General features: G+C 61.2%; 22 protein-coding genes. 10 read left to right on the plus strand and 12 right to left on the minus strand.

Going from position 1 to position 21,194, the window contains the following annotated elements:
* The first annotated feature begins 8 nt into the window (after window positions 1-8).
* A complete protein-coding gene (locus tag HF257_RS18035; protein WP_185712110.1) occupies window positions 9-479 on the plus strand; it encodes a DUF1289 domain-containing protein in 471 nt (156 codons plus the stop codon).
* Window positions 480-602: 123 nt separating this feature from the next.
* Here the strand turns inward: HF257_RS18035 and HF257_RS18040 are convergent, their stop codons facing one another.
* The gene (locus HF257_RS18040) at window positions 603-1,466 is read right to left on the minus strand and encodes a universal stress protein (RefSeq protein WP_185705603.1); all 864 of its coding nucleotides are present in this window, start codon (window positions 1,464-1,466) and stop codon (window positions 603-605) included.
* A 151-nt stretch (window positions 1,467-1,617) separates the two neighbouring features.
* On the opposite strand from HF257_RS18040, the gene miaE reads away from it, so the two are divergent.
* Complete coding sequence (miaE, locus tag HF257_RS18045) at window positions 1,618-2,220, plus strand: tRNA-(ms[2]io[6]A)-hydroxylase (protein ID WP_185705605.1); 603 nt, start codon at window positions 1,618-1,620, stop codon at window positions 2,218-2,220.
* On the opposite strand, the gene HF257_RS18050 is transcribed toward miaE, so the two are convergent.
* Entirely contained in the window at window positions 2,176-3,375 is a 1,200-nt protein-coding gene (locus HF257_RS18050; RefSeq protein ID WP_185705607.1) for an MFS transporter, read from the minus strand. The two genes, miaE and HF257_RS18050, sit on opposite strands and share 45 nt — an antisense overlap.
* A gap of 156 nt (window positions 3,376-3,531) precedes the next feature.
* Here HF257_RS18050 and HF257_RS18055 point away from each other — a divergent pair, with 156 nt between their 5' ends.
* Window positions 3,532-4,239 carry a response regulator gene (locus HF257_RS18055; protein WP_185705609.1) on the plus strand — a complete coding sequence of 236 codons (708 nt, stop codon included), beginning with the start codon at window positions 3,532-3,534 and terminating at the stop codon, window positions 4,237-4,239.
* Window positions 4,240-5,517 (plus strand): ATP-binding protein, encoded by a 1,278-nt coding sequence (locus tag HF257_RS18060; protein WP_185705611.1) that lies wholly within the window; start codon window positions 4,240-4,242, stop codon window positions 5,515-5,517.
* Between the two features lie 36 nt (window positions 5,518-5,553).
* On the opposite strand, the gene HF257_RS18065 is transcribed toward HF257_RS18060, so the two are convergent.
* The 4 genes from HF257_RS18065 to ampC all read right to left on the minus strand — a co-directional run bounded on the left by HF257_RS18065 (window position 5,554) and on the right by ampC (window position 10,014).
* Window positions 5,554-6,345 carry a MipA/OmpV family protein gene (locus tag HF257_RS18065; protein ID WP_185705613.1) on the minus strand — a complete coding sequence of 264 codons (792 nt, stop codon included), beginning with the start codon at window positions 6,343-6,345 and terminating at the stop codon, window positions 5,554-5,556.
* A 17-nt stretch (window positions 6,346-6,362) separates the two neighbouring features.
* The gene (locus tag HF257_RS18070; RefSeq protein ID WP_185705615.1) at window positions 6,363-8,186 is read right to left on the minus strand and encodes a serine hydrolase domain-containing protein; all 1,824 of its coding nucleotides are present in this window, start codon (window positions 8,184-8,186) and stop codon (window positions 6,363-6,365) included.
* Between the two features lie 94 nt (window positions 8,187-8,280).
* Window positions 8,281-8,769 (minus strand): GFA family protein, encoded by a 489-nt coding sequence (locus HF257_RS18075; RefSeq protein ID WP_185705617.1) that lies wholly within the window; start codon window positions 8,767-8,769, stop codon window positions 8,281-8,283.
* Between the two features lie 102 nt (window positions 8,770-8,871).
* Window positions 8,872-10,014 (minus strand): class C beta-lactamase, encoded by a 1,143-nt coding sequence (ampC, locus tag HF257_RS18080; protein WP_185705619.1) that lies wholly within the window; start codon window positions 10,012-10,014, stop codon window positions 8,872-8,874.
* Window positions 10,015-10,146: 132 nt separating this feature from the next.
* Between ampC and HF257_RS18085 the strand changes: the two genes are divergently transcribed.
* Both HF257_RS18085 and HF257_RS18090 read left to right on the plus strand, forming a co-directional pair.
* Window positions 10,147-11,019: a LysR family transcriptional regulator gene (locus tag HF257_RS18085; RefSeq protein WP_185705621.1), complete on the plus strand. Its 873-nt coding sequence runs from the start codon at window positions 10,147-10,149 to the stop codon at window positions 11,017-11,019.
* An 81-nt stretch (window positions 11,020-11,100) separates the two neighbouring features.
* Window positions 11,101-12,285, plus strand: coding sequence for a DUF2252 family protein (locus tag HF257_RS18090; RefSeq protein WP_185705623.1), 1,185 nt, complete (start codon window positions 11,101-11,103; stop codon window positions 12,283-12,285).
* A gap of 139 nt (window positions 12,286-12,424) precedes the next feature.
* Here HF257_RS18090 and yghX read toward each other — a convergent pair whose 3' ends face one another.
* Together yghX and HF257_RS18100 are read right to left on the minus strand one after the other, a co-directional pair.
* Complete coding sequence (gene yghX / locus HF257_RS18095) at window positions 12,425-13,312, minus strand: YghX family hydrolase (protein ID WP_185705625.1); 888 nt, start codon at window positions 13,310-13,312, stop codon at window positions 12,425-12,427.
* A gap of 44 nt (window positions 13,313-13,356) precedes the next feature.
* Window positions 13,357-13,851, minus strand: coding sequence for a PaaI family thioesterase (locus HF257_RS18100; protein ID WP_185705627.1), 495 nt, complete (start codon window positions 13,849-13,851; stop codon window positions 13,357-13,359).
* A gap of 92 nt (window positions 13,852-13,943) precedes the next feature.
* On the opposite strand from HF257_RS18100, the gene HF257_RS18105 reads away from it, so the two are divergent.
* A complete protein-coding gene (locus HF257_RS18105; RefSeq protein WP_185705629.1) occupies window positions 13,944-14,510 on the plus strand; it encodes a YceI family protein in 567 nt (188 codons plus the stop codon).
* Here HF257_RS18105 and HF257_RS18110 read toward each other — a convergent pair.
* Window positions 14,507-15,397, minus strand: coding sequence for a DMT family transporter (locus HF257_RS18110; protein WP_185705631.1), 891 nt, complete (start codon window positions 15,395-15,397; stop codon window positions 14,507-14,509). The two genes, HF257_RS18105 and HF257_RS18110, sit on opposite strands and share 4 nt — an antisense overlap.
* An 89-nt stretch (window positions 15,398-15,486) precedes the next feature.
* On the opposite strand from HF257_RS18110, the gene HF257_RS18115 reads away from it, so the two are divergent.
* The gene (locus HF257_RS18115) at window positions 15,487-16,812 is read left to right on the plus strand and encodes an aminotransferase-like domain-containing protein (RefSeq protein ID WP_185705633.1); all 1,326 of its coding nucleotides are present in this window, start codon (window positions 15,487-15,489) and stop codon (window positions 16,810-16,812) included.
* Between the two features lie 7 nt (window positions 16,813-16,819).
* Here the strand turns inward: HF257_RS18115 and HF257_RS18120 are convergent, their stop codons facing one another.
* Window positions 16,820-17,251, minus strand: a complete 432-nt coding sequence (locus HF257_RS18120; RefSeq protein ID WP_185705635.1) for a nuclear transport factor 2 family protein — start codon at window positions 17,249-17,251, stop codon at window positions 16,820-16,822.
* A 244-nt stretch (window positions 17,252-17,495) separates the two neighbouring features.
* Here HF257_RS18120 and HF257_RS18125 point away from each other — a divergent pair, with 244 nt between their 5' ends.
* Window positions 17,496-17,723: a DUF6434 domain-containing protein gene (locus HF257_RS18125; RefSeq protein WP_185705637.1), complete on the plus strand. Its 228-nt coding sequence runs from the start codon at window positions 17,496-17,498 to the stop codon at window positions 17,721-17,723.
* On the plus strand, window positions 17,720-18,457 hold the full coding sequence (locus tag HF257_RS18130) for a CPBP family intramembrane glutamic endopeptidase (RefSeq protein ID WP_185705639.1): 738 nt from the start codon (window positions 17,720-17,722) through the stop codon (window positions 18,455-18,457). Before HF257_RS18125 ends, HF257_RS18130 begins: the two co-directional genes overlap by 4 nt.
* 120 nt (window positions 18,458-18,577) lie before the next feature.
* On the opposite strand, the gene HF257_RS18135 is transcribed toward HF257_RS18130, so the two are convergent.
* Both HF257_RS18135 and HF257_RS18140 read right to left on the minus strand, forming a co-directional pair.
* Complete coding sequence (locus HF257_RS18135) at window positions 18,578-20,287, minus strand: amidase (RefSeq protein WP_185705641.1); 1,710 nt, start codon at window positions 20,285-20,287, stop codon at window positions 18,578-18,580.
* Window positions 20,288-20,341: 54 nt separating this feature from the next.
* Window positions 20,342-21,130, minus strand: a complete 789-nt coding sequence (locus HF257_RS18140; protein WP_185705643.1) for a helix-turn-helix domain-containing protein — start codon at window positions 21,128-21,130, stop codon at window positions 20,342-20,344.
* Window positions 21,131-21,194 lie beyond the last annotated feature (64 nt).

Consider the following 21,194-nt stretch of genomic DNA (forward strand, 5'->3'; position numbering starts at 1 on the left):
CGCTGCCCATGTCCAACCAAACCATCAAAACCCCCTGCGTAGGCCTGTGCTCCACGGTTTACGGCGATCTCGTGTGCCGTGGCTGCAAGCGTTTCCACCACGAAGTGATCCAGTGGAACGGCTACAACGAAGAAGAAAAACGTGCGGTCTGGCTGCGCCTGGAGCAGCTGTTGGTGCAGGTGATGGCCGGTAAAGTGGAGGTTTTCGACCCCAAGACCCTGCGCGGGCAGCTGGAGCAGCGCAAGATTCGCTTCGTGCCGCACCAGTCCGAGTACTGCTGGGCCTATCAGTTGATCGCCCGCGGCGCGCGGGTGATCTCCAATCTGGAAGCGTATGGCATGGTGCTGTTGCCAGAGTTTCGTGATTGGGCGCTGCCGGACCTGCGTGATGCGATTGATCGGGAGTTCTTTATCTTGTCCGAGGCGCATTACCAGCGCTACATCGCGCCGGGGTTTCTTAAGGATGCATTTGGCGCCTGACACCACATAAAACACCTGTGGGAGCGGGCTTGCTCGCGAATGCGGTATTTCAGCCAAAGATGTTTCGACTGATCCACCGCTTTCGCGAGCAAGCCCGCTCCCACATTTTGATCTCCATCACTTTCAGGGTTTGTTGGCCAATTCTTCCAGGTGATCCATCAACGCCTGAGGCTTAAGCACCAACACATCACTCTCCACCGCATCCAGCACCACTTCCGCCGTATTGCCGATCAACGCCCCGGATATCCCGGTACGCGCGACCGTGCCGATAATGGTCACCGCCGCCTCCAGCTGGTGCACCGTATGCGGGATCAACACGTCCGCCGGGCCTTCCATGATGTGCAGGTGCGAGTCGTCCACATCGAATTCGGCCTGGAACGCCTGGCACTGTTCGCGATAACGCGCCTCGATGGTCTCCTTGAGCTGAAAGGTCGGGTCCGCCGCCGACAGCATCGGCGACGGATGGGCGCTGATCACATGCAATTGCGCCTTGGCCAGGCTGGCAATGTCAAAGCCATGGTCGATGATCGAGTTGTGCAGCGAACGGTGGTCACTGTCGCTGTTACCCACGTCGATGGCCGCCAGGATCACCCGGCCAGCCCACGGGGCGGAGGTCTTGACCAGCAGCACCGCCGTCGGGCAGTAGCGCAGCAGCTTCCAGTCCGCCGGGGTCAGCAGGGCTTTTTTCAGCGGGCTGTCGGGGAAGTGCTGTTTGATCACCAGGCCACAGCCCTCGGCCTGCTGCACATCGATGATGGTTTCATGCAGGCTGTCATTCCAGGCCTGCTCGGTGGTCACGCTGTAGCCGTCCTCCTGCAAGCCTGCCTTGAGCAGGCTCAACAGCGCCGAGTGCTCATGTTTCTTGTCGCACACCAGCAAATGCAGGTGCGCGCCCGTGACCCCGGCGATCAGCTTGGCGCGCTTGAGGGCCAGGCTTTCCGAATGCTCGGGCTCGATGACCACCAGGATGCTGCGGATAGCTTGCATAGTCGGGATCTCCAGAAAGTAGGGGCATTGAACAACTATAGTTGCTGCCCGCCAGACGGCATGTTGATGCACATCAAGGGCGGTGGCTGGTGGTCTGCGGCGCGGTCGGTATAATCGGCGCCCTTTTGTGATTCTTTTGCCCGTGAGCCCGATGAACCTGCCAGAAATCCACGAATTCCTCGGTTGCCGCACTCCCGACGCCTGGGTCCAGGCCGCGCTGGCTGATCAGGACACCCTGCTGATCGACCACAAGAACTGTGAATTCAAAGCCGCCAGCACCGCCTTGAGCCTGATCGCCAAGTACTACAGCCACGTTGACCTGATCAATATGATGTCGCGCCTGGCCCGTGAAGAGCTGGTGCACCACGAACAAGTCATGCGCCTGATGAAAAAGCGCAAGGTTGAGCTGCGGCAACTGAACGCCGGGCGTTACGCCTCGGGTTTGCGCAAAGTGGTGCGTACCCATGAGCCCGTCAAGCTGGTGGATACGCTGGTGGTGGGCGCGTTTATCGAAGCGCGCAGTTGCGAGCGTTTCGAAGCGCTGGTGCCGCATTTGGACGAAGAACTCGGCAAGTTCTACTTTGGTCTGCTTAAAAGCGAGGCGCGGCACTATCAGGGTTACCTGAAGCTGGCCTACCAGTACGGTGACGCCAAAGACATCGCCCAAGTGATCGAGCGGGTGAGGGCTGCCGAGCAGGAACTGATCGAGTCACCCGACGTCGAGTTCCGCTTTCACAGTGGCGTGCCAGCCTGACGCCACGGCCACGCCGATCAGCACGGTGATCCCGGTCAGTAGCAGGATCACCGTTTGCGTGCCCAACGGCGCGGCCAGCACTGCAATCACCAAGCCCGCCAGCGGTTGCGGCAAGTTGTTCAGCAACGTGATCACGCCCACCGTCTTGCCGAAGTCCTGCACCGGGATCACCTTTTGACGCACGCTGCGCATGTACACGCTGTACATCTTGTCGAAGCCGATCACCAGCAGGAAACCCAGCGCGTAAACCCACAGGTTGGGGCTGATCGCCATGATCAGCGCGCCGACGGTAATCAACCCATACGACACACCACCGAGCAGCTTCAACGGCAGGGTGGCACGGGCCAGGTAAAACAGAATCACGATAGTCACCAGCGCGCCCGCCGCTTGCAGCAAGGCGTAGGCATCCTTGCCCGCGCTGAATTGGCCTATGACAAGGGCGGCGGAGGTCGCCAGGGTGACGCCGATGATCAGGTTCACGCCCACCGTCAGTGCAATCAAGCGTTTCAACCCGGCCAGGTTGCGAATGTGCCCGAACGCAACCCGTAGCGGTTGCAGCCAGATATCCCGATGTTGCTCATACACCTCCAGATTGACCGTGCAGGTGCGCTGCCATACCCGCATCGCCAGGTCGGCCAGCATAAACAGTCCGGCCACCCCCACGACCACCCAATGCCACGGCCACACTTCCAGTATCAGTGCCGCCGCCAGCGGGCCCAGCACCAAGCCGCTCTGGTCGGCGATCTGCGAATAGGACAGGGTCTTGGCATAGCTGTACTGCTGGAAGACATGCGGCATCAACACTTCGCGGGACATGATGCCCTGGGTAGTCAAGATCCCGCACAGCGCCGAGAGCAGCACGATCCAGTAGACCCCGTCGAACACGCCGTACAGCAACACCGCGATCACGCAAGCCAGTGCACGATAGACCTGGCTGATGTGCAGCACGCGCACCGCAGGGTACTTGTCGCACAATGCGCCGCACACCGGGAACGCCAGGAAGCGTGGCAGCGACTCGACAAAAAAAGCCAAGCCGGCCCAGGAAACACTCTGGGTGGTCTGAAACACGATCAGCGGTACGATAAACAGCAGGATCTGATCCGCCAGCCGCGACAGGAACAGCGAAACGAAGAACGCCAGGTAATCCTTGCGCATACAACTCCCTGTGAATGGCGTTAAAGATTGCAGGCTAATTGTTAAAAACTCTTAAAAGCATGAAGCTTCGTCGGTCGATGCTGGCCAACCGCTTCTGCCAACCAGCTTGCCACCTATAATGCCGGCACTTCAATCTGCGTCGCACACTGAGAACTTATGGAAAACCTGGGGCTGGGCAAGGTGTTGCTCGTTGAGGACGACGAAAAGCTGGCTGGGCTGATCGCGCATTTTCTGTCGCAGCATGGTTTCGAGGTGCGGGTGTGTCATCGGGGTGATGAAGCCTTGGCCGCGTTCGAAGCCTTCAAGCCGAAAATCGTTGTGCTCGACCTGATGCTGCCGGGTCAGAGCGGCCTGCATGTGTGTCGTGGGATTCGTGCGGTGTCCGACACGCCCATCGTGATCCTAACCGCCAAGGAAGACGACCTGGACCACATTCTTGGCTTGGAGTCGGGCGCGGACGATTACGTAATCAAACCTATCAAGCCACCAGTGTTACTCGCACGTCTGCGCGCCTTGCAACGCCGCCAGATGCCCGAGCCGACCGTGCGCGGCTCGCTGGAATTTGGCCGGTTGTCGATAGATCGCAGTTGCCGCGTGGTGAGCCTGGGCGGTGAAAAAATCGACCTCACCACCATGGAGTTCGAACTGCTGTGGTTGCTGGCCAGCAGTTCGGGAAAAATCCTTTCGCGTGACGACATTCTTAATCGCATGCGCGGCATTGCGTTTGATGGCCTCAACCGCAGCGTCGACGTGTATATCAGCAAGCTGCGCGGCAAGCTCAACGACAATCCTCGTGAACCGGTGTGCATCAAGACCATCTGGGGCAAGGGTTACCTGTTTAATCCGTTTGCGTGGGAGGTCTAGATGCTGCGGTTATTTTTGCGCCTGTATGTGATCCTGGCGCTGGGTTTGGCGGGCGCGATCTGGCTGGTCAACTACACCTTTGACGAACTGCTCCCCGAGGCCAACGAAGTCTATAACCGCGAAGCGGTGCGCGGCCCGGCCTATGGCCTGGTTGAGCAATTGCGACCGTTGCAGGGGGAGGCACGCGCCGCACGCCTGGCCGAGTTGCAACCCCATTACGGCTTGCGCTTGCAGTTGGTGCAGCGTGACGCACTGGCGTTGAACCCGCGTGAGCAAAAACTCCTGGCAGACGGCCAACTGGTGGTGCGGGGCGACTTCATGGAGTTCCTGGCCACCATCGATGACGGCCCGCAACTGCTGGAAATCAAACTCCCGGAAGAACCCAAGTGGCTGTACTTGTGGGCTTACGGGTTTCTTGGTGTGAGCTTGGCTATCGTCCTGTACTTCTGGGTGCGCCCGCATTGGCGCGACCTGGAGCATATCCGCCTGGCCGCGCAACGCTTTGGCGACAACGATCTCGGTTCACGCATCCTGTTGCCACGCCGCTCCACCGTGCGTGAACTGGCCGGGCACTTCAACCAGATGGCTGAGCGCATCGAAAGCCTGATCGCCAACCAGCGCGAATTGACCAACGCCGTCTCCCACGAACTGCGCACGCCGATTGCGCGTTTGTCGTTTGAGCTCGACCAGCTCAAGCAACAGGCTGACCCACGCCAAAGCCGCGAGCTGATTTCCGATATGTACGCCGACCTCGGCGAGCTGGAAGAAATGGTTTCCGAACTGCTGACTTACGCCAGCCTGGAGCGCGGCGCGACCCAGGTGACCCGGGAAAGTATCGAGGCCCACAGCTGGCTCGACAGCGTGATTGGCAGTGTGGCGCTGGAAGCCGAGGCCGCCGGCGTGCAGTTGTCGCTGCGCACTTGCGAGGTCGATTTTATCCAGATCGAACCTCGTTTCATGGCGCGCGCCGTCATCAACCTGCTGCGCAATGCCATCCGTTACGCCGAACGCCGTGTGGAAGTGTCGTTGGTCAAATTCGGCAGCGGCTACGAAGTGCGAGTCAATGATGATGGCCCTGGCGTACCGTTGGACGGCCGGGCAAAGATCTTCGAGCCCTTCATGCGCCTGGATGCCAGCCGTGATCGCCGCACAGGTGGTTTTGGCCTGGGCCTGGCGCTGGTGCAGCGCGTCAGTCAGTGGCATGGCGGGCAAGTGGAAGTGTTGGATTCGGAATGGGGCGGGGCGTCGTTTCGCATGACGTGGGCGTATGCCGAATAAAGAATCCCGCGCCAATGGCGCGGGATCAATTAACGATTAGAACGTGTACTCGACCATTCCCATGACCGACGTCTGCAACCGTCGCTCTACAATCGGGCTCTTGCCTGCTTCGTCCGCCAGGTACTGTACATCCAGCAAGGTAGAGAACTGGGTGTGTTCGCTGATCGGCAGGCTCCACACCAGGTTCATGCCATTGCTGATGTTGCCGGCACCGGCCTTGTATTCCTTGAAGCGGCTTTGCGCGGCCTGGCCGGTGGTAACGCCGTACCAGGTCTGCAGGTAGTTGCGGTCGCCAAAATGGCTGGTGAGGCTGGCGTCGATGGACCCGTAGTTGCCTTCATACAGATTAGTGCCCAGGCTCAGTTCGACGTGGGTGAATGCCTTGCCGTTTTCCTTATGGTCATCGTCCTTGAGAGCGTGTTCCAGGGTTGCGCCGACAATCACCCCACCCAAGTTGTAACTGGCATTGACGCCTACCTGTCCGCGCGCCTTGATCTCGCCCATGCCCTTGAGGCGTTTTGAGCCGGCATGCATGCTTTCATTTTTATCCTTGCGTGAACCGCTTACGCCCACGTAGGTGCTGAAGCTCAGCGCGTTGCCTTCGTAGCCCCAGCCCAGTCCTTTGCTGGAGTCGAGGAAAATCCCCCATGGGCTGACAATTTTGCCGCCCAGCAATGGCGCGGTCATGCGTTCGTCGCTACCGCTGTAGCGCGGTGCGTTGCCGACACCGGCCTTGAGGCTGTACTGCCAGTCTTCGGCTAGTGCGCGTTCGGCACTGGCCAACAGGCACAGCGAGGTGAGCGACAGGCAAAGGTTTCTAGAGCGCATGAAGGTGTTCGTCCATTTTAAAAAAACAAAGGTTTGTGGGGGGATTGCGTACGTTTGAAGGAGTAGCCGGAGGCACTGAGCCCATTGACCTGCCGGCTCACGGTGTCGCCCAGGCCATAGCCGTTGCCGGCGAGCACCGCATGAGCGTTATCGACTGGCAGCAGGATGTAGTCGGTCAGCGGCTCATCGTGCAGTTGGCCGCGAATCATCAGGAAGCCGTCCTCCAGGCGCACACTGATGCCGCTCAGCGGCGCATCGGGTTCATGGGTGTTGAGCACTTGATAGGTGCCGATGGTGTCTGCCCAGGCCAGTGGCAGGGTTGGTGGTTCCACGCGTTCGCCGATGGCGATGCGCTGGCCATGGCTGCGGGCGGTGAGCATTTGTCGGCCGTGTACGGTGACCACGTCCAGTTGCACACGGCCCAGTTCGCCGAGGTCCTTGAGCCAGAAGCCGAAGACTTTTTTCTGCGCGCGCAGCCAGCCCTGGTCGTCACGCAGCAATTGGAACTGAAGGCCGGCCAACTCGCCGGATAACCGATCGTCCTCATCCTTGATGCGGAACACGCCCCACGCGGTGGCGTAAAAGCCAGACAGGCGCCGGCGGTCGATCGCAGCGGGCACATGGCGCAGCTTCAGGCCCAGGCTCGGCGCCTGGCAGTCGTCGGCGCACACCTGCTCGCCAGTTTGTGCCTGGAGCATCAGGCGCAGCGCGTCGGTGGACAGCGAGACCACCAGGTCTTCGGCATTACTGTCGTTGGCCATGATGATCACGGCCAGTTGTTGGTCTGGCAGCACGGTCAACTGCGCTGCAAAATCATCGCCACCGCCGCTGTGTTGGTAGGTGCGGATGCCGGGGCCGATTGGCTCGTCGCCACAGGGTGCCAGAAACCAAGCCAGGCCTATCTGGCAGTCGAAGTCCAGGGCATTACCGGTGTTTTGCTGGGTGAACATGTCCTCGATCAACGGGTTACCCAGCACCCGGTTGCCCTTGTAGACCCCGTGGGCGAAGAGCATCTGCACGTAGTGGCTGAGGTCTCTTGGGCTCGTCCATAAACCACTGGCGGCGAGGTCACGCACCTGCGCGTCGGTACTGGCAGCGCCGTCTTCGTAGCCCGTGGCGCGGTAGCCCAGTTCGCTGCTCGTGCCAACAAAGCTCGACTGGGTCATTTCCAGTGGTTGCAGCAGGCTGCGTTGCATCTGGGCTTCGAAGTTTCTGCCGGTGGTGCGCTCAATCGCTGCGCCGACCAAGGCATAGCCCAGATTTGAGTAGGCCACCTGGCTTCCGGGCGCGGTGCTTAGCCAGACCCCAGATACACGCGTCGGCATCTGGCCCATGGCAAAGGTGCTGCGCAGGTCGCGCAGGTGTTCGCTGGGCAAGCCCGATTGATGGCTGAGCAGCCGGCGCAACGTGATATCGCGGTCGGCAGTTGCCTGGTCACTGTGGAAACGCGAGCGCACGTAGAACTCGCGCAGCGTGTATTGGATCGGGGCATCCAGTGCCAGGTCGTGGTCTTCCACCCGTTGCAGCGCCGCCGTGGCGGTCAGCAGCTTGGTGATGCCGCCGGCGCGAAACGCTGTGTTAGGCGTTACCGGCACGCCATGGGCCTTGTCGGCCAGACCGAAGCCTTGGGCCCAGATCAGTTCTTGGCCGTTGACCAAGGCAATGGAAAGCCCGGCGACATTTTGCCGTGCGATCTCTTGGGGAATACGCGCCTGCAGGTAACGGATGATCGCGCCGTAATCACCCTTGGAAATCGGCGGCGGGGCAGACGGTTGAACATGGCAACCGATGCTGCCCAGCAGGCAACCCACTAGCGGAATACCGCGCAATGTACGAAACATGAGGAGCACCCGGAAGGCGATGTGGATGCTCAAATGTTAGGGATGGGGGCCCTGGGGGTCTTTGACAGCTTTGTCGGGAAACTGTCAAAGACTGTTAACGGCTCAGCCCCAGCCGCGCATGCCACTGGGCGATGGACTCTTCGGGGTATTCGTCGAACTGCAAATCGCCCTTGCGTACGCTGACCTCAACCCATGGCGCCTTGGAGCCGAGCATCAAGTGCGTGTGCTCCGGCGGCACCGGCAACGGCGTGTCGATGGCCGAGGCGAACGGGTGAATCAGCTCCGGCCACTCCGGGCTGAACAACCACAAGGCGCTCCCGCACTGGGCGCAGAAGTGTCGCTCGGCGGTACTGGCGTGGGCTCGGCTGGCGCCGTCCGGCTTGAGCCGGGCGTGGTAGATCGAAATCTGTTTGCGCCCACGCACCTTCAAGCTGGCAGTGTCGCCGGCCAGGTTGATCGCATAACCACCCCCGCCCTGAGTCTTGCGGCAGATGGAGCAGTAGCAGCGTTGGTAGGGGTAGGGGTGGGCGCTGGTCAGGCTGAACGTGACGGCGCCGCAGTGGCAGGATCCTTCTAAGAGCATGGCAGTCTCCTCTGGCAAGGTGACTGTTGAGCTTAGGCGCTATCGGGCATCAGGGTGGTCATCAAAGCGGGGCGTTTCACCACCCCGCGGCTCGACGCTTGCTCACTGGCCCAGCGCTTCCAGGATCTTATGGGCGATCTTCACCCGCTCCGCATTCGGGTAATTTTTGTTCGCCAGAATCACCACCCCCATGTCCTTGCTTGGCACATACGCCACATAGGCGCCAAAACCACGGGTTGAGCCGGTTTTGTTATACAGCACGTTGGCCGGTTGCGATTGTGCCGGCGTGAGCCATTGCGCCTTGTGCGGTTCCATCGCCATCGGCGTGGAGTTGCCGTCGATCAACGCTTGCAGCTTGATCGGGTAGGGGTAGTACTCCCAGCCCAGGCCCTGGGTCATGCCGTTCACGCGGTAGTAACCGGTGTGCGTGGTGGCGATGGCTTGTTGCAGGGGGCTCTCCAGGGTTTGCGGGTGCAGGTTGAGCATCACGTAGCGCGCCAGGTCCTGGGGACTGGTCTTGATACCGTAGGCCTCGCTGTCCAGCGCACCGGGGCCCACGCGAACAGGGTTCTGGTCTTTGTCATAGCCTTGGGCGTAGCGGTTGGCCTGGTCGGCGGGCACGCTCAGGTACGTGCTCTTCAAGTCCAGTTTGGGCAGCAGGGTTTGTTCCATGGCTACATTGAACGGCTGGCCCAGGCTTTGCGCGCTGAGGTAGCCAAAGAGGCCGATGCTCGGGTTGGAATAAAGACGTTGTGCGCCGGGTGCGTACGCAGGTTTCCAGTGCTGGAAGTAGTCGAGCATGGTCGCGGCGCTGTCGGCGGCGTCGGGAAATTGCAGCGGCAAGCCTCCCGGTGTGTAGGTAGCCAATTGCAGCAGGCTGATGCGGTCGAAAGCGCTGCCCTTGAGCGCTGATAGGTGCTCACTGGCGATGTCCGACAGCTTGAGCTTGCCGCTCGCCTGGGCGTAGCCACCGAGCGTGGCCGTGAAGGTTTTACTCACCGAGCCGATCTCGAACAGCGTGTCCTGCGTGACGGGCTGCTGGCTGGCCTTGTCGGCGACGCCGTAGTTAAAGTATTGCACCTTGCCCTTGTTTACCACGGCCACCGACAGGCCGGCGATGCCCTGTTGCTGCATCAGCGGTTTGACGTTGGCGTCTACGACCTGGCGCAGGTCGGTGGCAGCCAAACAAGTGCCGGAGCTCATGAATAAAGCAGAAATCAGGATGTTTCTTAGAGTGGGGTTCATGCTTGTTCGCGTCCATGTTGATGTTGCACTGACGATGAGAGCCTGCGCAGGCGCCGCAAATCTAGGTGGATTTTGTGCCTTGGACAAACGATCATATCTCGCACCAGCCATTAGAAAAATTTGGGTAAAAGCATGCTGCGCTCACATTTGCCCTTGAATGCCTTGCGCGCCTTCGAGGCCTCAGCGCGCCATTTGAGCTTTACTCGGGCAGCTATCGAGTTATGCGTCACTCAGGCGGCGGTGAGTCATCAGGTCAAAAGCCTCGAGGCGCAACTGAATGTCAGCTTATTCAAGCGCCTGCCCCGTGGCCTGATGTTGACCCGCGAGGGCGAAACCCTGCTGCCGGTGCTGCGCGAGTCCTTCGACCGCATCGCCCATACCTTGGGCCAGTTCGAGGGTGGGCATTACCGCGAAGTGCTTTCAGTGGGCGCAGTGGGTACGTTCGCGGTGGGTTGGCTGTTGCCACGCCTGGCGGAGTTTCAAAGCCGCTACCCGTTCATCGACCTGCGCTTGTCCACTCACAACAACCGCGTGGACGTGGCTGCCGAAGGCCTGGACTACGCGATCCGCTTCGGCAGCGGCGCCTGGCACGGCACCGACGCCTGTCAACTGCTGGAAGCACCGCTCACCGTACTGTGTGTGCCCTCCATTGCCGAGCAACTGCGCACGCCCGCCGACCTGCTGAAACACACCCTGCTGCGCTCCTACCGCGCTGATGAGTGGAACCTGTGGTTTCAGGCTGCAGGCTTGCCCGCCGATACCCTGGTGCCCCGCAGCATCGTGTTTGATTCGTCATTGGCGATGATGGAAGCGGCGCTGCAAGGCACTGGCGTGGCCCTCGCGCCGCCGATGATGTTCTCGCGGCAATTGGAAGCGGACGTGATACGCCAGCCGTTCGACATCGGCATCACGATCGGCAGTTACTGGCTGACCCGCCTGCAATCGCGGGCCGAGACGTCGGCGATGCTGGCGTTCAAGGGCTGGCTGAAGGAAGCGACAGGGTAGGGCTGATATTTTTATTCTTGAAACAAAATGAAACATTCGCCGCGGGCTACCCTCTACCGTATCCCCCATCCGAGTGCATTCATGAAAAGCCCGCGCCCCTCCGCTCGTATTCCCCACCTCACGCAATTGCGCAACTTGAAAATGGCACGCTCCGCCCACGCCTACGTGCGTGGCAGCACCGTGCAGTTCTACGAATGGCTGCACAGCCTGCCGGGTCGCCGTCTGCCCCATGGCCCGGCGATCTGGATCTGTGGCGACTGCCACGCGGGCAACCTGGGCCCGACGGGTGATACCAAGGGACGTATCGACATGCATATCCGCGACCTGGACCAGACGGTAATCGGCAACCCGGCCCACGACTTGGTGCGCCTGGCGTTGTCTTTGGCCACTGCCGCACGCGGCTCGGATCTGCCTGGGGTGACCACCGCGCGCATGCTTGAAGAAATGATGGTGGGTTACGAGCAGGCCTTTAAAGACAAGCCCGACGCCGCGCCGCCGCGTCCGTCCCAGGTCAAGGCCGGCATGCGCAGCGCGGTGGAGCGCACCTGGAAAAACCTGGCCCGCGAGCGTATCGAAAGCGCGCGCCCGACGATTCCGCTGGGCAAGCATTTCTGGTCGTTGTCGCGGGCCGAGAAAAACGCGCTGGAAACCGTGTGTGCATCGGATGAACTCCATCAGTTGGTCACCTCCCTCAAAGGCCGCCCCAAGGACGCCAAGGTCGAACTGCTGGACTCGGCCTATTGGGTCAAGGGCTGCAGCTCGCTGGGGCTGTTGCGCTATGCCGCCTTGCTGGGCGTGGGCGACAAGGACGATCAGGAGTATTGCTTGATCGATATCAAAGAGGCGGTAGGCGCGGCGGCACCTCGCGCGGCACGGGCGAAGATGCCGAGGGACAACGGCCGCCGGGTGGTGGAAGGCGCACGGCAGCTGTCACCGGGACTGGGCGAGCGCATGGTAGCGACGCGGTTTTTGGATCATGGTTTCTTCATCCGTGAGCTGTTGCCCCAGGACATGAAACTGGAACTCGACGAACTGAGTGAGATCGATGCGATGCATGCCGCCGGTTACCTGGCCCGCGTGGTCGGCATTGCCCATGCCCGGCAGATGGACCGGGATACGCGCAAGGACTGGATGGCGGTGCTGCAGGAGAATCGCTCCAGACAACTGGATGCGCCATCCTGGTTATGGACAAGCGTGGTGCAGTTGGTGGGTAGCCATGAGCAGGGTTACCTCAACCATTGCCGGCGGTATGCGCTGGAGCACTGACCTCAACGTAATGAAGATCAACTGTGGGAGCGGGCTTGCTCGCGAATACGGAGTGTCAGACCCGAATGAATTGGCTGACACACCGCATTCGCGAGCAAGCCCGCTCCCACACACGCCAGCTCCCCCCGTTTGACCGGGGCTAGGCGAGGTATTTGCGAAACCACCCCAACGTACGTTCCCACGCCAGATTCGCCGCCGCCTCGTCATACCTCGGCGTCGAATCATTATGGAAACCATGGTTGGCGCCCTTGTAGATATACGCCTCGTAGGTCGTGCCCGCAGCTTTCAACGCCTGTTCATACGCCGGCCAGCCTTCATTGATCCGCGTGTCCAGCTCGCCGTAATGCAGCATGATCGGTGCCTTGATCCGTGCCACATCCTTGGCCTCTGGCTGGCGACCGTAGAACGACACCGCTGCGCCCAGTTCCGGGTAGGCCACGGCCGCCGCATTGGTCACGCCGCCGCCATAACAAAAACCGGTAATGCCAACCTTGCCGGTGCTGCTGTCGTGGTGCATCAGCCATTCGATGGCGGCGAAAAAGTCGTTCATCAGCTTGGTCGGATCGACTTTCTGTTGCAGTTCCACGCCTTTTTCATCGTTGCCGGGGTAGCCGCCAACGGAGGTCAGGCCGTCTGGCGCCAGGGCGATAAACCCGGCCTTGGCCAAGCGTCGGGCGACGTCTTCGATGTAGGGGTTGAGGCCACGGTTTTCATGCACCACGACCACCGCCGGCAGTTTGCCGCTGGCCTTGGCCGGGCGTACCAGGTAGCCGCGTACGGTGCCGTTGCCTTTGGGCGAGGGGTAGGTGATGTAGTCGGCGACGATGTCCGGATCAGTGAATTTCACTTGCTCGGCCAGCGCGTAATTGGGGCTCAGGGCCGCCAGCAGGGCCGAGGCGGTGAGGCCGCCGAAGGTGAACAGTGCGGCGCGGTCGAGAAATTCACGGCGGTTGATCTTGCCGTGGGCATAGCCGTCATACAGTTCCAGCAATTCGGGAGCAAAGTCTTTCGCGGTGAGACGAGTCATCGGTGCAATCCTCGATTAGCGGTGGCAGACACTGTAGACCAGGTTCAACCCTCGCGACCATGGGCGGCGGCGGCCAATTGGCCAGTGTCGACGCGCACGAACAGTGAGTCGCCGATGGCCGTCAGCACGTCGTCGGCGTATACCTCGCAGACCACGCGGCTTTTGCGCCCTACCTCGCCTTCGACGCGGGCGCGCAGGGTCAGGGTGACACCCATGGGGGTCGGTTTGATGAACTTGATGCCCAGGTTACCTGTGACGCAGTCGATACGCGGCAGGCTGCCGGGCTCACGCTGTTCGGCGCGGTAGTGGTAGGCCATGGCGGTCCAGTTGGAGTGGCAGTCCACCAACATGGCGATCAGGCCGCCGTAGACCAGGTCGGGCCAGCCGCTGTATTGGGCCTCAGGCAGATGCTCGGCGACCAGGTGCACACCGTCAGCGTCCCAACGGCTCTTGATGTGCAGGCCGTGGGGGTTGCTGGCGCCGCAGCCGTAGCAAATGCCTTCCGGCGCGGTGGTGTCCTGCAGAGAAGGGGTGTACATGCAAAGTCCTTGTTGTTCTTGGGCGACTACCCTGTGTAACAGGACATGGGCAAGATGGGAATAATGTGTCCTTACTTCTTGTGGAGCGCTGCATGAACTGTCGAACGTTTCCTCTCGTGCTGCTGGCACTTGTCCTCGGTTTTACATCCGGCGCACGGGCCGTCGAGTACAAGGACGTCAACCGCGCCGCCAGCCAGATCAGCTTCACCTTCCAACAGTTCGGGCAGCGGGTGTATGGCACCTTCAGCGACTTTGAAGGCACCCTGAGTTTCGACACGCAAAGGCCTGAGGCGGCCCATGCGTTGCTCAAGATCCAACTCGCTAGCATCGATGCCGGCAGTGAGGACGCCAATACCCAATTGCAGCTGCCGGCCTGGTTCGATACGCAGGCCTACCCGGTGGGCATGTATGAATCCAGCGGCGCCACCGCGTTGGGTGGCAACCGCTACAAGATCACCGGCAACCTGACGATCAAGGGCATCACGCGGCCGGTGGATATCGACGTGCTGCTCAAGGAACAGGGCGGGATCGGCGTGTTCGACGGTGAGTTTGTGCTCAAGCGCGGCGACTTCAAGATTGGCGATGGCGAGTGGGCGGGCAACAGCGTGGTGTCGGACGACATCCACATTAAATTCAAGATGGTGGCGCCCCAACGCTAGCGCGCAAATTTTTTCGCCCCCGCCACGCAGCCGATCACCGCGACGGTCACCAGCACCATGCCCAGGCTGACCTGCTCATGCAGCAGGCCCGCCGCCAGCGCCAAGCCGAAAAACGGCTGCAGCAATTGCAACTGGCCAACAGCCGCAATGCCACCTTGGGCCAGGCCGCGGTACCAAAATACAAAACCGATCAGCATGCTGAACAACGCTACATAGCCCAGGCTAAGCCAGGCGGGCAGGCTGATGCCGCTGAAAGACGCCGGTGCGAGGGTCACGCTCAGCGGCACCACCAGCGGCATCGACACCACCAGTGCCCAGCAGATCACCTGCCAGCCACCCAGGCTGCGCGAGAGTTTGGCGCCTTCGGCATAACCGAGGCCGCACACCAGCACCGCCAGCAGCATCAACAAGTCTCCGGCAGGGGCGGCGCTCAGGCCTTGGGCAAGCGCGTAACCCATCACCAGTGCACTGCCCAGCATCGAAAGCAGCCAGAACACCGGGCGCGGCCGTTCGCCACCGCGCAGCACGCCAAATAGCGCCGTGGCCAGCGGCAATAAACCGATAAACACGATGGAATGGGCGGAGGTCACGTATTGCAACGCCAGTGCGGTGAGCAGCGGAAAGCCGATCACCACGCCGAGGGACACAATCGCCAGGGGCACCCACTGGTTGCGGGCGGGGCGTTTTTCCTTGAACCACCCCAACAACGCCAGCCCTACAGCAGCGGCGATGGCGGCGCGGATCATGGTGAGGAACACCGGGTCGAACTCCATCACCGCCAAGCGCGTGGCAGGCAATGAACCGCTGAAAATCACCACACCGATAAAGCCGTTGATCCAGCCTTGGGTGCTGTTGTCTAGGGTGTTGAATCGTGAAGTCCGTTCCATGAGGAATGCCCGAAAAAGAAAGATTGCGTGCCGGTCATCCTAGGGTTGAAGATTAAGACAATCAAAAAATTGTCATGGATACATCCAATATGCCGCGCGCTCGTTATAAGTCGCTGGTCGACACCTTTGCCGAAGCCATCCGCAGCGGCAAAATGCCCCCCGGTACACGCCTGCCAACCCACCGGCAACTGGCCGCCGAGCATGGCCTGGCGCTGGTCACCGCGAGCCGGGTGTATGCAGAACTGGAAGCCATGGGCCTGGTCAGCGGCGAAACCGGGCGCGGCACCTTTGTGCGGGAAATTTCATTGCCGCCGGGGCAGGGCAGTGGGCAGATGACGTTGGCGACGGGCATGCTCGACCTCAACTTCAACTACCCCTCGTTGCCGGGGCAGGCGGAGTTATTGCGTAGGGCGTTGCGCCAGTTGGCTCTGTCTGGCGACCTGGAGGCATTGTTGCGCTACCAGCCCCATGCCGGTCGCCTGCATGAGCGTACCGTGGTGGCGCGCCACCTGTTGAGCCGGGGGCTGACGGTAGCGGCCGAGCAAGTGCTGGTGGTCAGCGGTGCCCAGCACGGGTTGGCGATCACCATGATGGCGTTGCTCAAGCCCGGGGATGTGATTGCAGTGGATGCGCTGACGTACTCGGGGTTCAAAGTGTTGGCCGAGACCCTGCATCTGGAAATCGTCGCCATCCCGGCCACCGCCGACGGGCCGGATCTGGATTACCTGCACAGCCTGTGTCGCAAGCGCCCCGTGCGGGCGGTCTATAGCATGCCGACCTTGCACAACCCGTTGGGTTGGGTGATGAGCCTGGCGCAGCGTGAGCAGTTGGTCAGCATCGCCCGCCAGCACAACCTGATGATCATCGAGGACGCGGCCTACGCGTTCTTGGTGGAAAACGCACCGCCGCCCGTGGCCATCCTCGCGCCGGAGCGTACGGTGTATGTGGGCGGGTTGTCGAAAAGCGTCGCCACCGGCCTGCGCGTCGGGTTTGTTGCAGCGCCTGCAGCGTGGATGGGCCAGTTGGAGCGCACCATCATGGCCACCACCTGGAACGTCCCCGGGGTGATGAGTGCGATTGCCGTGGCATGGATCGAGGACGGCACGGTGGCGCGGCTCGAAGCACAAAAGCGCGAGGATGCCCAGGCGCGTCAGGTGTTGGCCGCGCAGGTATTGAGCGGGGTGGACTACATCAGTCACCCCTCGTCGTATTTTTTATGGCTGCCCCTGGCCGAGGACGTGCGCGCCGATCAGGTGGCGATGACCTTGCAGCGTGACCACGTCTGGGTTTCCACTGCCGAGCCGTTCGCTGTCTCGACGCATGTGCCCCACGCGTTGCGGCTGGCGTTGGGCTCGGTGGATACCACCGCACTGCGCGAAGCCTTGGGCAAGGTCCGCCAGGTAGTGTCGTGGTAAGCCGGCCTCAGTACTTGTAAGCCTGACGCCCGATCAGCAGCCACTTGCCTTTCTGTTTCTGCCAGACCTGGAAGTTGTCGATATCGGTAGGCACTTCGACGCCGCTGTTCACCGCCAACGCATGGAAATGGTTGCGCACCAGGGCAGTGTCACCGTTGAGGGTGATGGTCTGGTTTTGCATTTCCAGGGTCTTGAATGCACTGGTGTGGGTTTCCAGGTCGGCAATGAATTGCGCCTTGTCCTGCACCTTGCCGCTGGAGTGGCCGTAGGTCAGCTTGTCGGAGGTCAGGGCATGCAGTTGTTTGAGATCCAGGTGCAGCATGGCTTGGGTCAGTTGGTCGACTGCTTGGGCCACGTCCTTTTCGGCAGGAGCAGGCGCGGCTGCGACGTAGCCGGAGAACAGGCACAGAAAACCGATCAACACTTTGACGTTGGGCATAGGTGTTTCCTTATTGTTGTTGGGTATGTACGACGGTTGTAGTCGTCGTACAACCATGCAATATTTTAAGGTGCCTAGGAAAGTGAAATTTGAAATATCTTGAAAAGATTAGGCATCTAGTCGTTTTAAAGGTCTATTTTTCTTGTATGACGTCCCAACACATCAAGCGTAAATCCGGCTTCTTCCTGCCTAGGTGGCATATCGCTATGCTAGCGCCCAAACAACAAGATGCTTGAGGAACACAATGGTTTTTGATTGGCACAGCGATCTCATCACCCGTAGCACTCCCGTCACGCCAGGCTATAAAAACACCCAGAACGTGCGCCGTTTCATGCTTGAGCACTGCGGCCCAGGGTTCAGGTTCGACCGGCCGTTCATGGCCTGGATTCGCAATGACTTGCCCAAGACGCTGGGCGATGTGGTGGATGAATGGCAGCGCCGCAACCCAGACAGCCAGGCGAGCGGAAGATGATCATCGAAGGCGTGCGGGTGCTGGCCAACTACGCCACTCACCTGACACCCGGCTTATTGCTGTTCGGCCTCTGGTTTGCGCTCACGCCTAGGACGCTGACCGTGATACGCATCGTATTGCTGTTGATGGCATTTGTGCTGATGCGCGATGTGATGACACCGCTCGGCCTGTGGGCGCTGGGCAGCGAGGTGCAGATTGCATTCAGTGAGAACGCCTTGGTGCTGGCAGCACTGGGCGGCTTGTCGGTGCTGACGATAATGTTGCTTGCACGCGTCGCACCGGACCTGTGGTCGCTGATTCGCTGGTTCATCGGCAACCCTGGGATTGGCTTGCTGGTCGGACTGGGCGTTGGGTGCCTGATCGGCGTGCCGTTGCGGGTGTACCAGGGGATCGATACGTCGCAGATTCACGGCTATTGGGTGTGGCTGCCGGGTTTGGTGGTGTTGGCATATGGCGCCAATGCGTTGGAAGAAGTGCTGTTTCGCGGGTTTTTGCAGGGGTACCTGGAACAGCACACAGCGCCGTTGCGTGCAGCGTTGATCAGCGGGGTGGCGTTTGCCGCCTGCCATACCTTCCTGGCGTTGAGCGTGACCCAGCTGGGCTGGCCAATTTTGGTGTTTACCTTGATCGAAGGGTTGGCGTGTGCGCTGGTGCGCATGCGCTATGGCGTTCTGCCAGCGACGATTGCGCATGGCACGGCGATACTGCTCATCTCTGTGCCCCACATGGCTTGATTTGAAAAGCGGACGAAAAATGTGGGAGCGGGCTTGCTCGCGAATGCGGTAGATCAGTCAGCGTCTCTGTCACTGAAAAACCGCATTCGCGAGCAAGCCCACTCCCACAGGGTACCGCGTTTATTCAGTGGGCAATGGCGGCGTTCGCGGCGGTACCTGGCGCTTGTTGCCGGTGGCCTCAAAGGCTGCAGCAAACGTCAGCAGCGCCGAATCATCGTAGGCACGCCCGGCAAACGTCAGCCCCACCGGCATGCCAATATCCGCCATCACGCCCATCGGTACGGTAACGGTCGGTACGCCCAAATGGCGAATCGCAAGGTTGCCGTTGGCTACCCATACACCGTTACTCCACGCGATATCAGCCGAGGCTTCATTCACATCGGCATCCGCCGGGCCTACATCGGCTACGGTCGGGAACAGCACGGCGTCGAGGCCGAGCGTGTCCATCCAATCTTCCAGGTCGATGCGCCGGGTGTGTTCCAGGCCGCGCAGGCCATCGGGCACGGTGCTGATTTCATTCCACGGCGTGATGCCGCGCTGGGCCATGCGCACGTATTCGTCCATGCCGGCGGCCAGGTCGTCCTCGCGGTTGGGCAGGGTGCCAGGGTCGTGGGGGAAGATCTTCGGCCCGTCCACGTCGGCCAGGCGGTTGAGGTTCGGGTCATCGTTGGCACGCAGGAAGTCATCGAAGGCCCACGCCGACAGTTCCCATAACTCATCGTGCAGGAATTGCTTGGACACCAGGCCACGGGTGAACACGGTCGGCGCGCCGGGGCGGTCGCCTTCGCAGTTGGACACCAGTGGGAAATCCACCTCGATCACTTCGGCGCCGTAGGCTTCCAAGGCCCGACGGGCGTCTTGCCACAGGTCGATCACGCTGGCGCGGGTGTTGATCTTTTGCCCGGTCGGGCCGCCGATGCCGGGTTTTTCACTGGTACCAGCCTCGTCGTCGGCGTTGATGTACATGCGCGGTACGCCAAAGCGCTTGCCCGCCAGGGATTCGGCGGTGACCGCCAATTGCGCATAGGCAGTCGGGCGCACCGAGGCGACGCTAGGGATCGGCACCCAAGGCTGCAGGCGCCACAGGTCGCCACGGGTGTGCGGGTCTTCGGCGACCACCACGTCGAGCACTTCCAGCAGGTCGGCCATGGTGCGGGCGTAGGGCACCACCACGTCCATGGTCGGCGTGAGCGGCCAGTTGCCACGCACCGAAATCACACCACGGGAGGGGGTGTAGGCGCATAGGCCATTGTTGGAGGCTGGGCCGCGGCCGCTGGACCAGGTTTCCTCCGCCAGGCCGAAGGCCGAAAAGCTCGCAGCGGTGGCAGTGCCCGCGCCATTGGACGAGCCGGAGGCAAACGGGGCGGTCAGGTAGTTGGCGTTGTACGGGCTTTCGGCACGGCCATACACGCCGCGCTGCATCCCGCCATTGGCCATCGGGGGCATATTGGTCTTGCCCAGGCAAATGGCGCCACCGGCGCGCAGGCGCTCGATGGTGAAGGCGTCACGCTGGGCGACCAGGTTCGCAAACGCCGGGCTGCCGGATGCAGCGGTCAGGCCCTTGACCAGGTAGCTGTCTTTGGCGGTGTAGGGAATGCCATCCAGTGGCCCCAAGGTGGCGCCCTTCGCCCGGCGCGCATCGCTGGCCTCGGCTTCCTTGAGGGCTTCGGGGTTACGCACTACTACGGCGTTCAACGCAGTGGCAGTCTGCGGGCCGTCGTAGGCATCAATGCGTGCCAGGTAAGCCTGGACCAGTTCAACGGCCGTGGTCTGGCCGGATTCAAGCGCCGCGCGCAATTGGGCAATGGAGACTTCGGTAACTTGCATCACGTTTTTTTCGCCGCCTTCAAGTGGGGGTATGGCGGCAGTCTACGTACAGATATTTCACAAAACCAGCGCCGCATAATCGGCATAGGCGCCGCGCATTACTTGCCACGTGTGCGCATCAGCAGGAATCAGATGTTCGATGCGCAGGGAGGCGAGGGTGATGTCCTGGGGCATGCCAAAGGTGGTGAAGGTGGACAGGAAATTCAGCTCGCCTCGCTTTGAGCGCAAACGGGTCATCACCAGCAAAGGCATTTCTACGGGCAGGTCGGTGCAGGTGGGCACAGGCAGTCCTGCCAGCACTGTTGCCAATGCGGGGTTGCCCATTGCTTCGCGAGTCGCCCGTTGCCACGCCAGGGTGCGGATCTCTTCGGCATTGACCAGGTGGTCGCCGAGACCACCGGGTTGCAGCAGGGTGGCCAGCAAATTCACGCCGTTGGCGGCGTCCGGCTGGATGCCGAGCAAATCAAATAGCACGCCGGTGCTGGCATTGGCCGCCAGCACGTGCCACTGGCTGTCCAGCAGAATCGCTGGCGCGGGATTGTGGGCGTGCAGCACATGGTCGACCGCTTCACGAACCGCCTCCATGGCCGGTGCGGCCAGTGGGGTCGCGGCGTAGCGCGGGGCAAAACCGGCGGCAAGGAACACGCGGTTGCGCTGCTCCAGCGGGACCTCCAGCGCACTCAACAAATGATGCAAGGTGGCGGGGCTCGGTTTGGCGCGCCCGGTTTCGAGGCAACTGAGGTGACGCTGCGAAACACCCGTGATCAGCGCCAGCTCGAGCTGGCTGAGTTTGGCGTCCCGGCGCAACTGGCGCAGGTGTTCGCCAGCAGTAGAAGGCGTGTCCATGACGTGTTCATGACCTCCGAGGTCATTGCGAGGGGCAGAACCTTATCACTAACGTAGGCCTTCA

Source organism: Pseudomonas cremoris (assembly GCF_014230465.1).

Excerpts from the sequence above, each read along its gene's own strand:
- HF257_RS18035 (WP_185712110.1), top strand. The coding sequence starts at position 9 with ATGTCCAACCAAACCATCAAAACCCCCTGCGTAGGCCTGTGCTCCACG.
- HF257_RS18040 (WP_185705603.1), bottom strand. The coding sequence starts at position 1,466 with ATGCAAGCTATCCGCAGCATCCTGGTGGTCATCGAGCCCGAGCATTCG.
- miaE (WP_185705605.1), top strand. The coding sequence starts at position 1,618 with ATGAACCTGCCAGAAATCCACGAATTCCTCGGTTGCCGCACTCCCGAC.
- HF257_RS18050 (WP_185705607.1), bottom strand. The coding sequence starts at position 3,375 with ATGCGCAAGGATTACCTGGCGTTCTTCGTTTCGCTGTTCCTGTCGCGG.
- HF257_RS18055 (WP_185705609.1), top strand. The coding sequence starts at position 3,532 with ATGGAAAACCTGGGGCTGGGCAAGGTGTTGCTCGTTGAGGACGACGAA.
- HF257_RS18060 (WP_185705611.1), top strand. The coding sequence starts at position 4,240 with ATGCTGCGGTTATTTTTGCGCCTGTATGTGATCCTGGCGCTGGGTTTG.
- HF257_RS18065 (WP_185705613.1), bottom strand. The coding sequence starts at position 6,345 with ATGCGCTCTAGAAACCTTTGCCTGTCGCTCACCTCGCTGTGCCTGTTG.
- HF257_RS18070 (WP_185705615.1), bottom strand. The coding sequence starts at position 8,186 with ATGTTTCGTACATTGCGCGGTATTCCGCTAGTGGGTTGCCTGCTGGGC.
- HF257_RS18075 (WP_185705617.1), bottom strand. The coding sequence starts at position 8,769 with ATGCTCTTAGAAGGATCCTGCCACTGCGGCGCCGTCACGTTCAGCCTG.
- ampC (WP_185705619.1), bottom strand. The coding sequence starts at position 10,014 with ATGAACCCCACTCTAAGAAACATCCTGATTTCTGCTTTATTCATGAGC.
- HF257_RS18085 (WP_185705621.1), top strand. The coding sequence starts at position 10,147 with ATGCTGCGCTCACATTTGCCCTTGAATGCCTTGCGCGCCTTCGAGGCC.
- HF257_RS18090 (WP_185705623.1), top strand. The coding sequence starts at position 11,101 with ATGAAAAGCCCGCGCCCCTCCGCTCGTATTCCCCACCTCACGCAATTG.
- yghX (WP_185705625.1), bottom strand. The coding sequence starts at position 13,312 with ATGACTCGTCTCACCGCGAAAGACTTTGCTCCCGAATTGCTGGAACTG.
- HF257_RS18100 (WP_185705627.1), bottom strand. The coding sequence starts at position 13,851 with ATGTACACCCCTTCTCTGCAGGACACCACCGCGCCGGAAGGCATTTGC.
- HF257_RS18105 (WP_185705629.1), top strand. The coding sequence starts at position 13,944 with ATGAACTGTCGAACGTTTCCTCTCGTGCTGCTGGCACTTGTCCTCGGT.
- HF257_RS18110 (WP_185705631.1), bottom strand. The coding sequence starts at position 15,397 with ATGGAACGGACTTCACGATTCAACACCCTAGACAACAGCACCCAAGGC.
- HF257_RS18115 (WP_185705633.1), top strand. The coding sequence starts at position 15,487 with ATGCCGCGCGCTCGTTATAAGTCGCTGGTCGACACCTTTGCCGAAGCC.
- HF257_RS18120 (WP_185705635.1), bottom strand. The coding sequence starts at position 17,251 with ATGCCCAACGTCAAAGTGTTGATCGGTTTTCTGTGCCTGTTCTCCGGC.
- HF257_RS18125 (WP_185705637.1), top strand. The coding sequence starts at position 17,496 with ATGGTTTTTGATTGGCACAGCGATCTCATCACCCGTAGCACTCCCGTC.
- HF257_RS18130 (WP_185705639.1), top strand. The coding sequence starts at position 17,720 with ATGATCATCGAAGGCGTGCGGGTGCTGGCCAACTACGCCACTCACCTG.
- HF257_RS18140 (WP_185705643.1), bottom strand. The coding sequence starts at position 21,130 with ATGGACACGCCTTCTACTGCTGGCGAACACCTGCGCCAGTTGCGCCGG.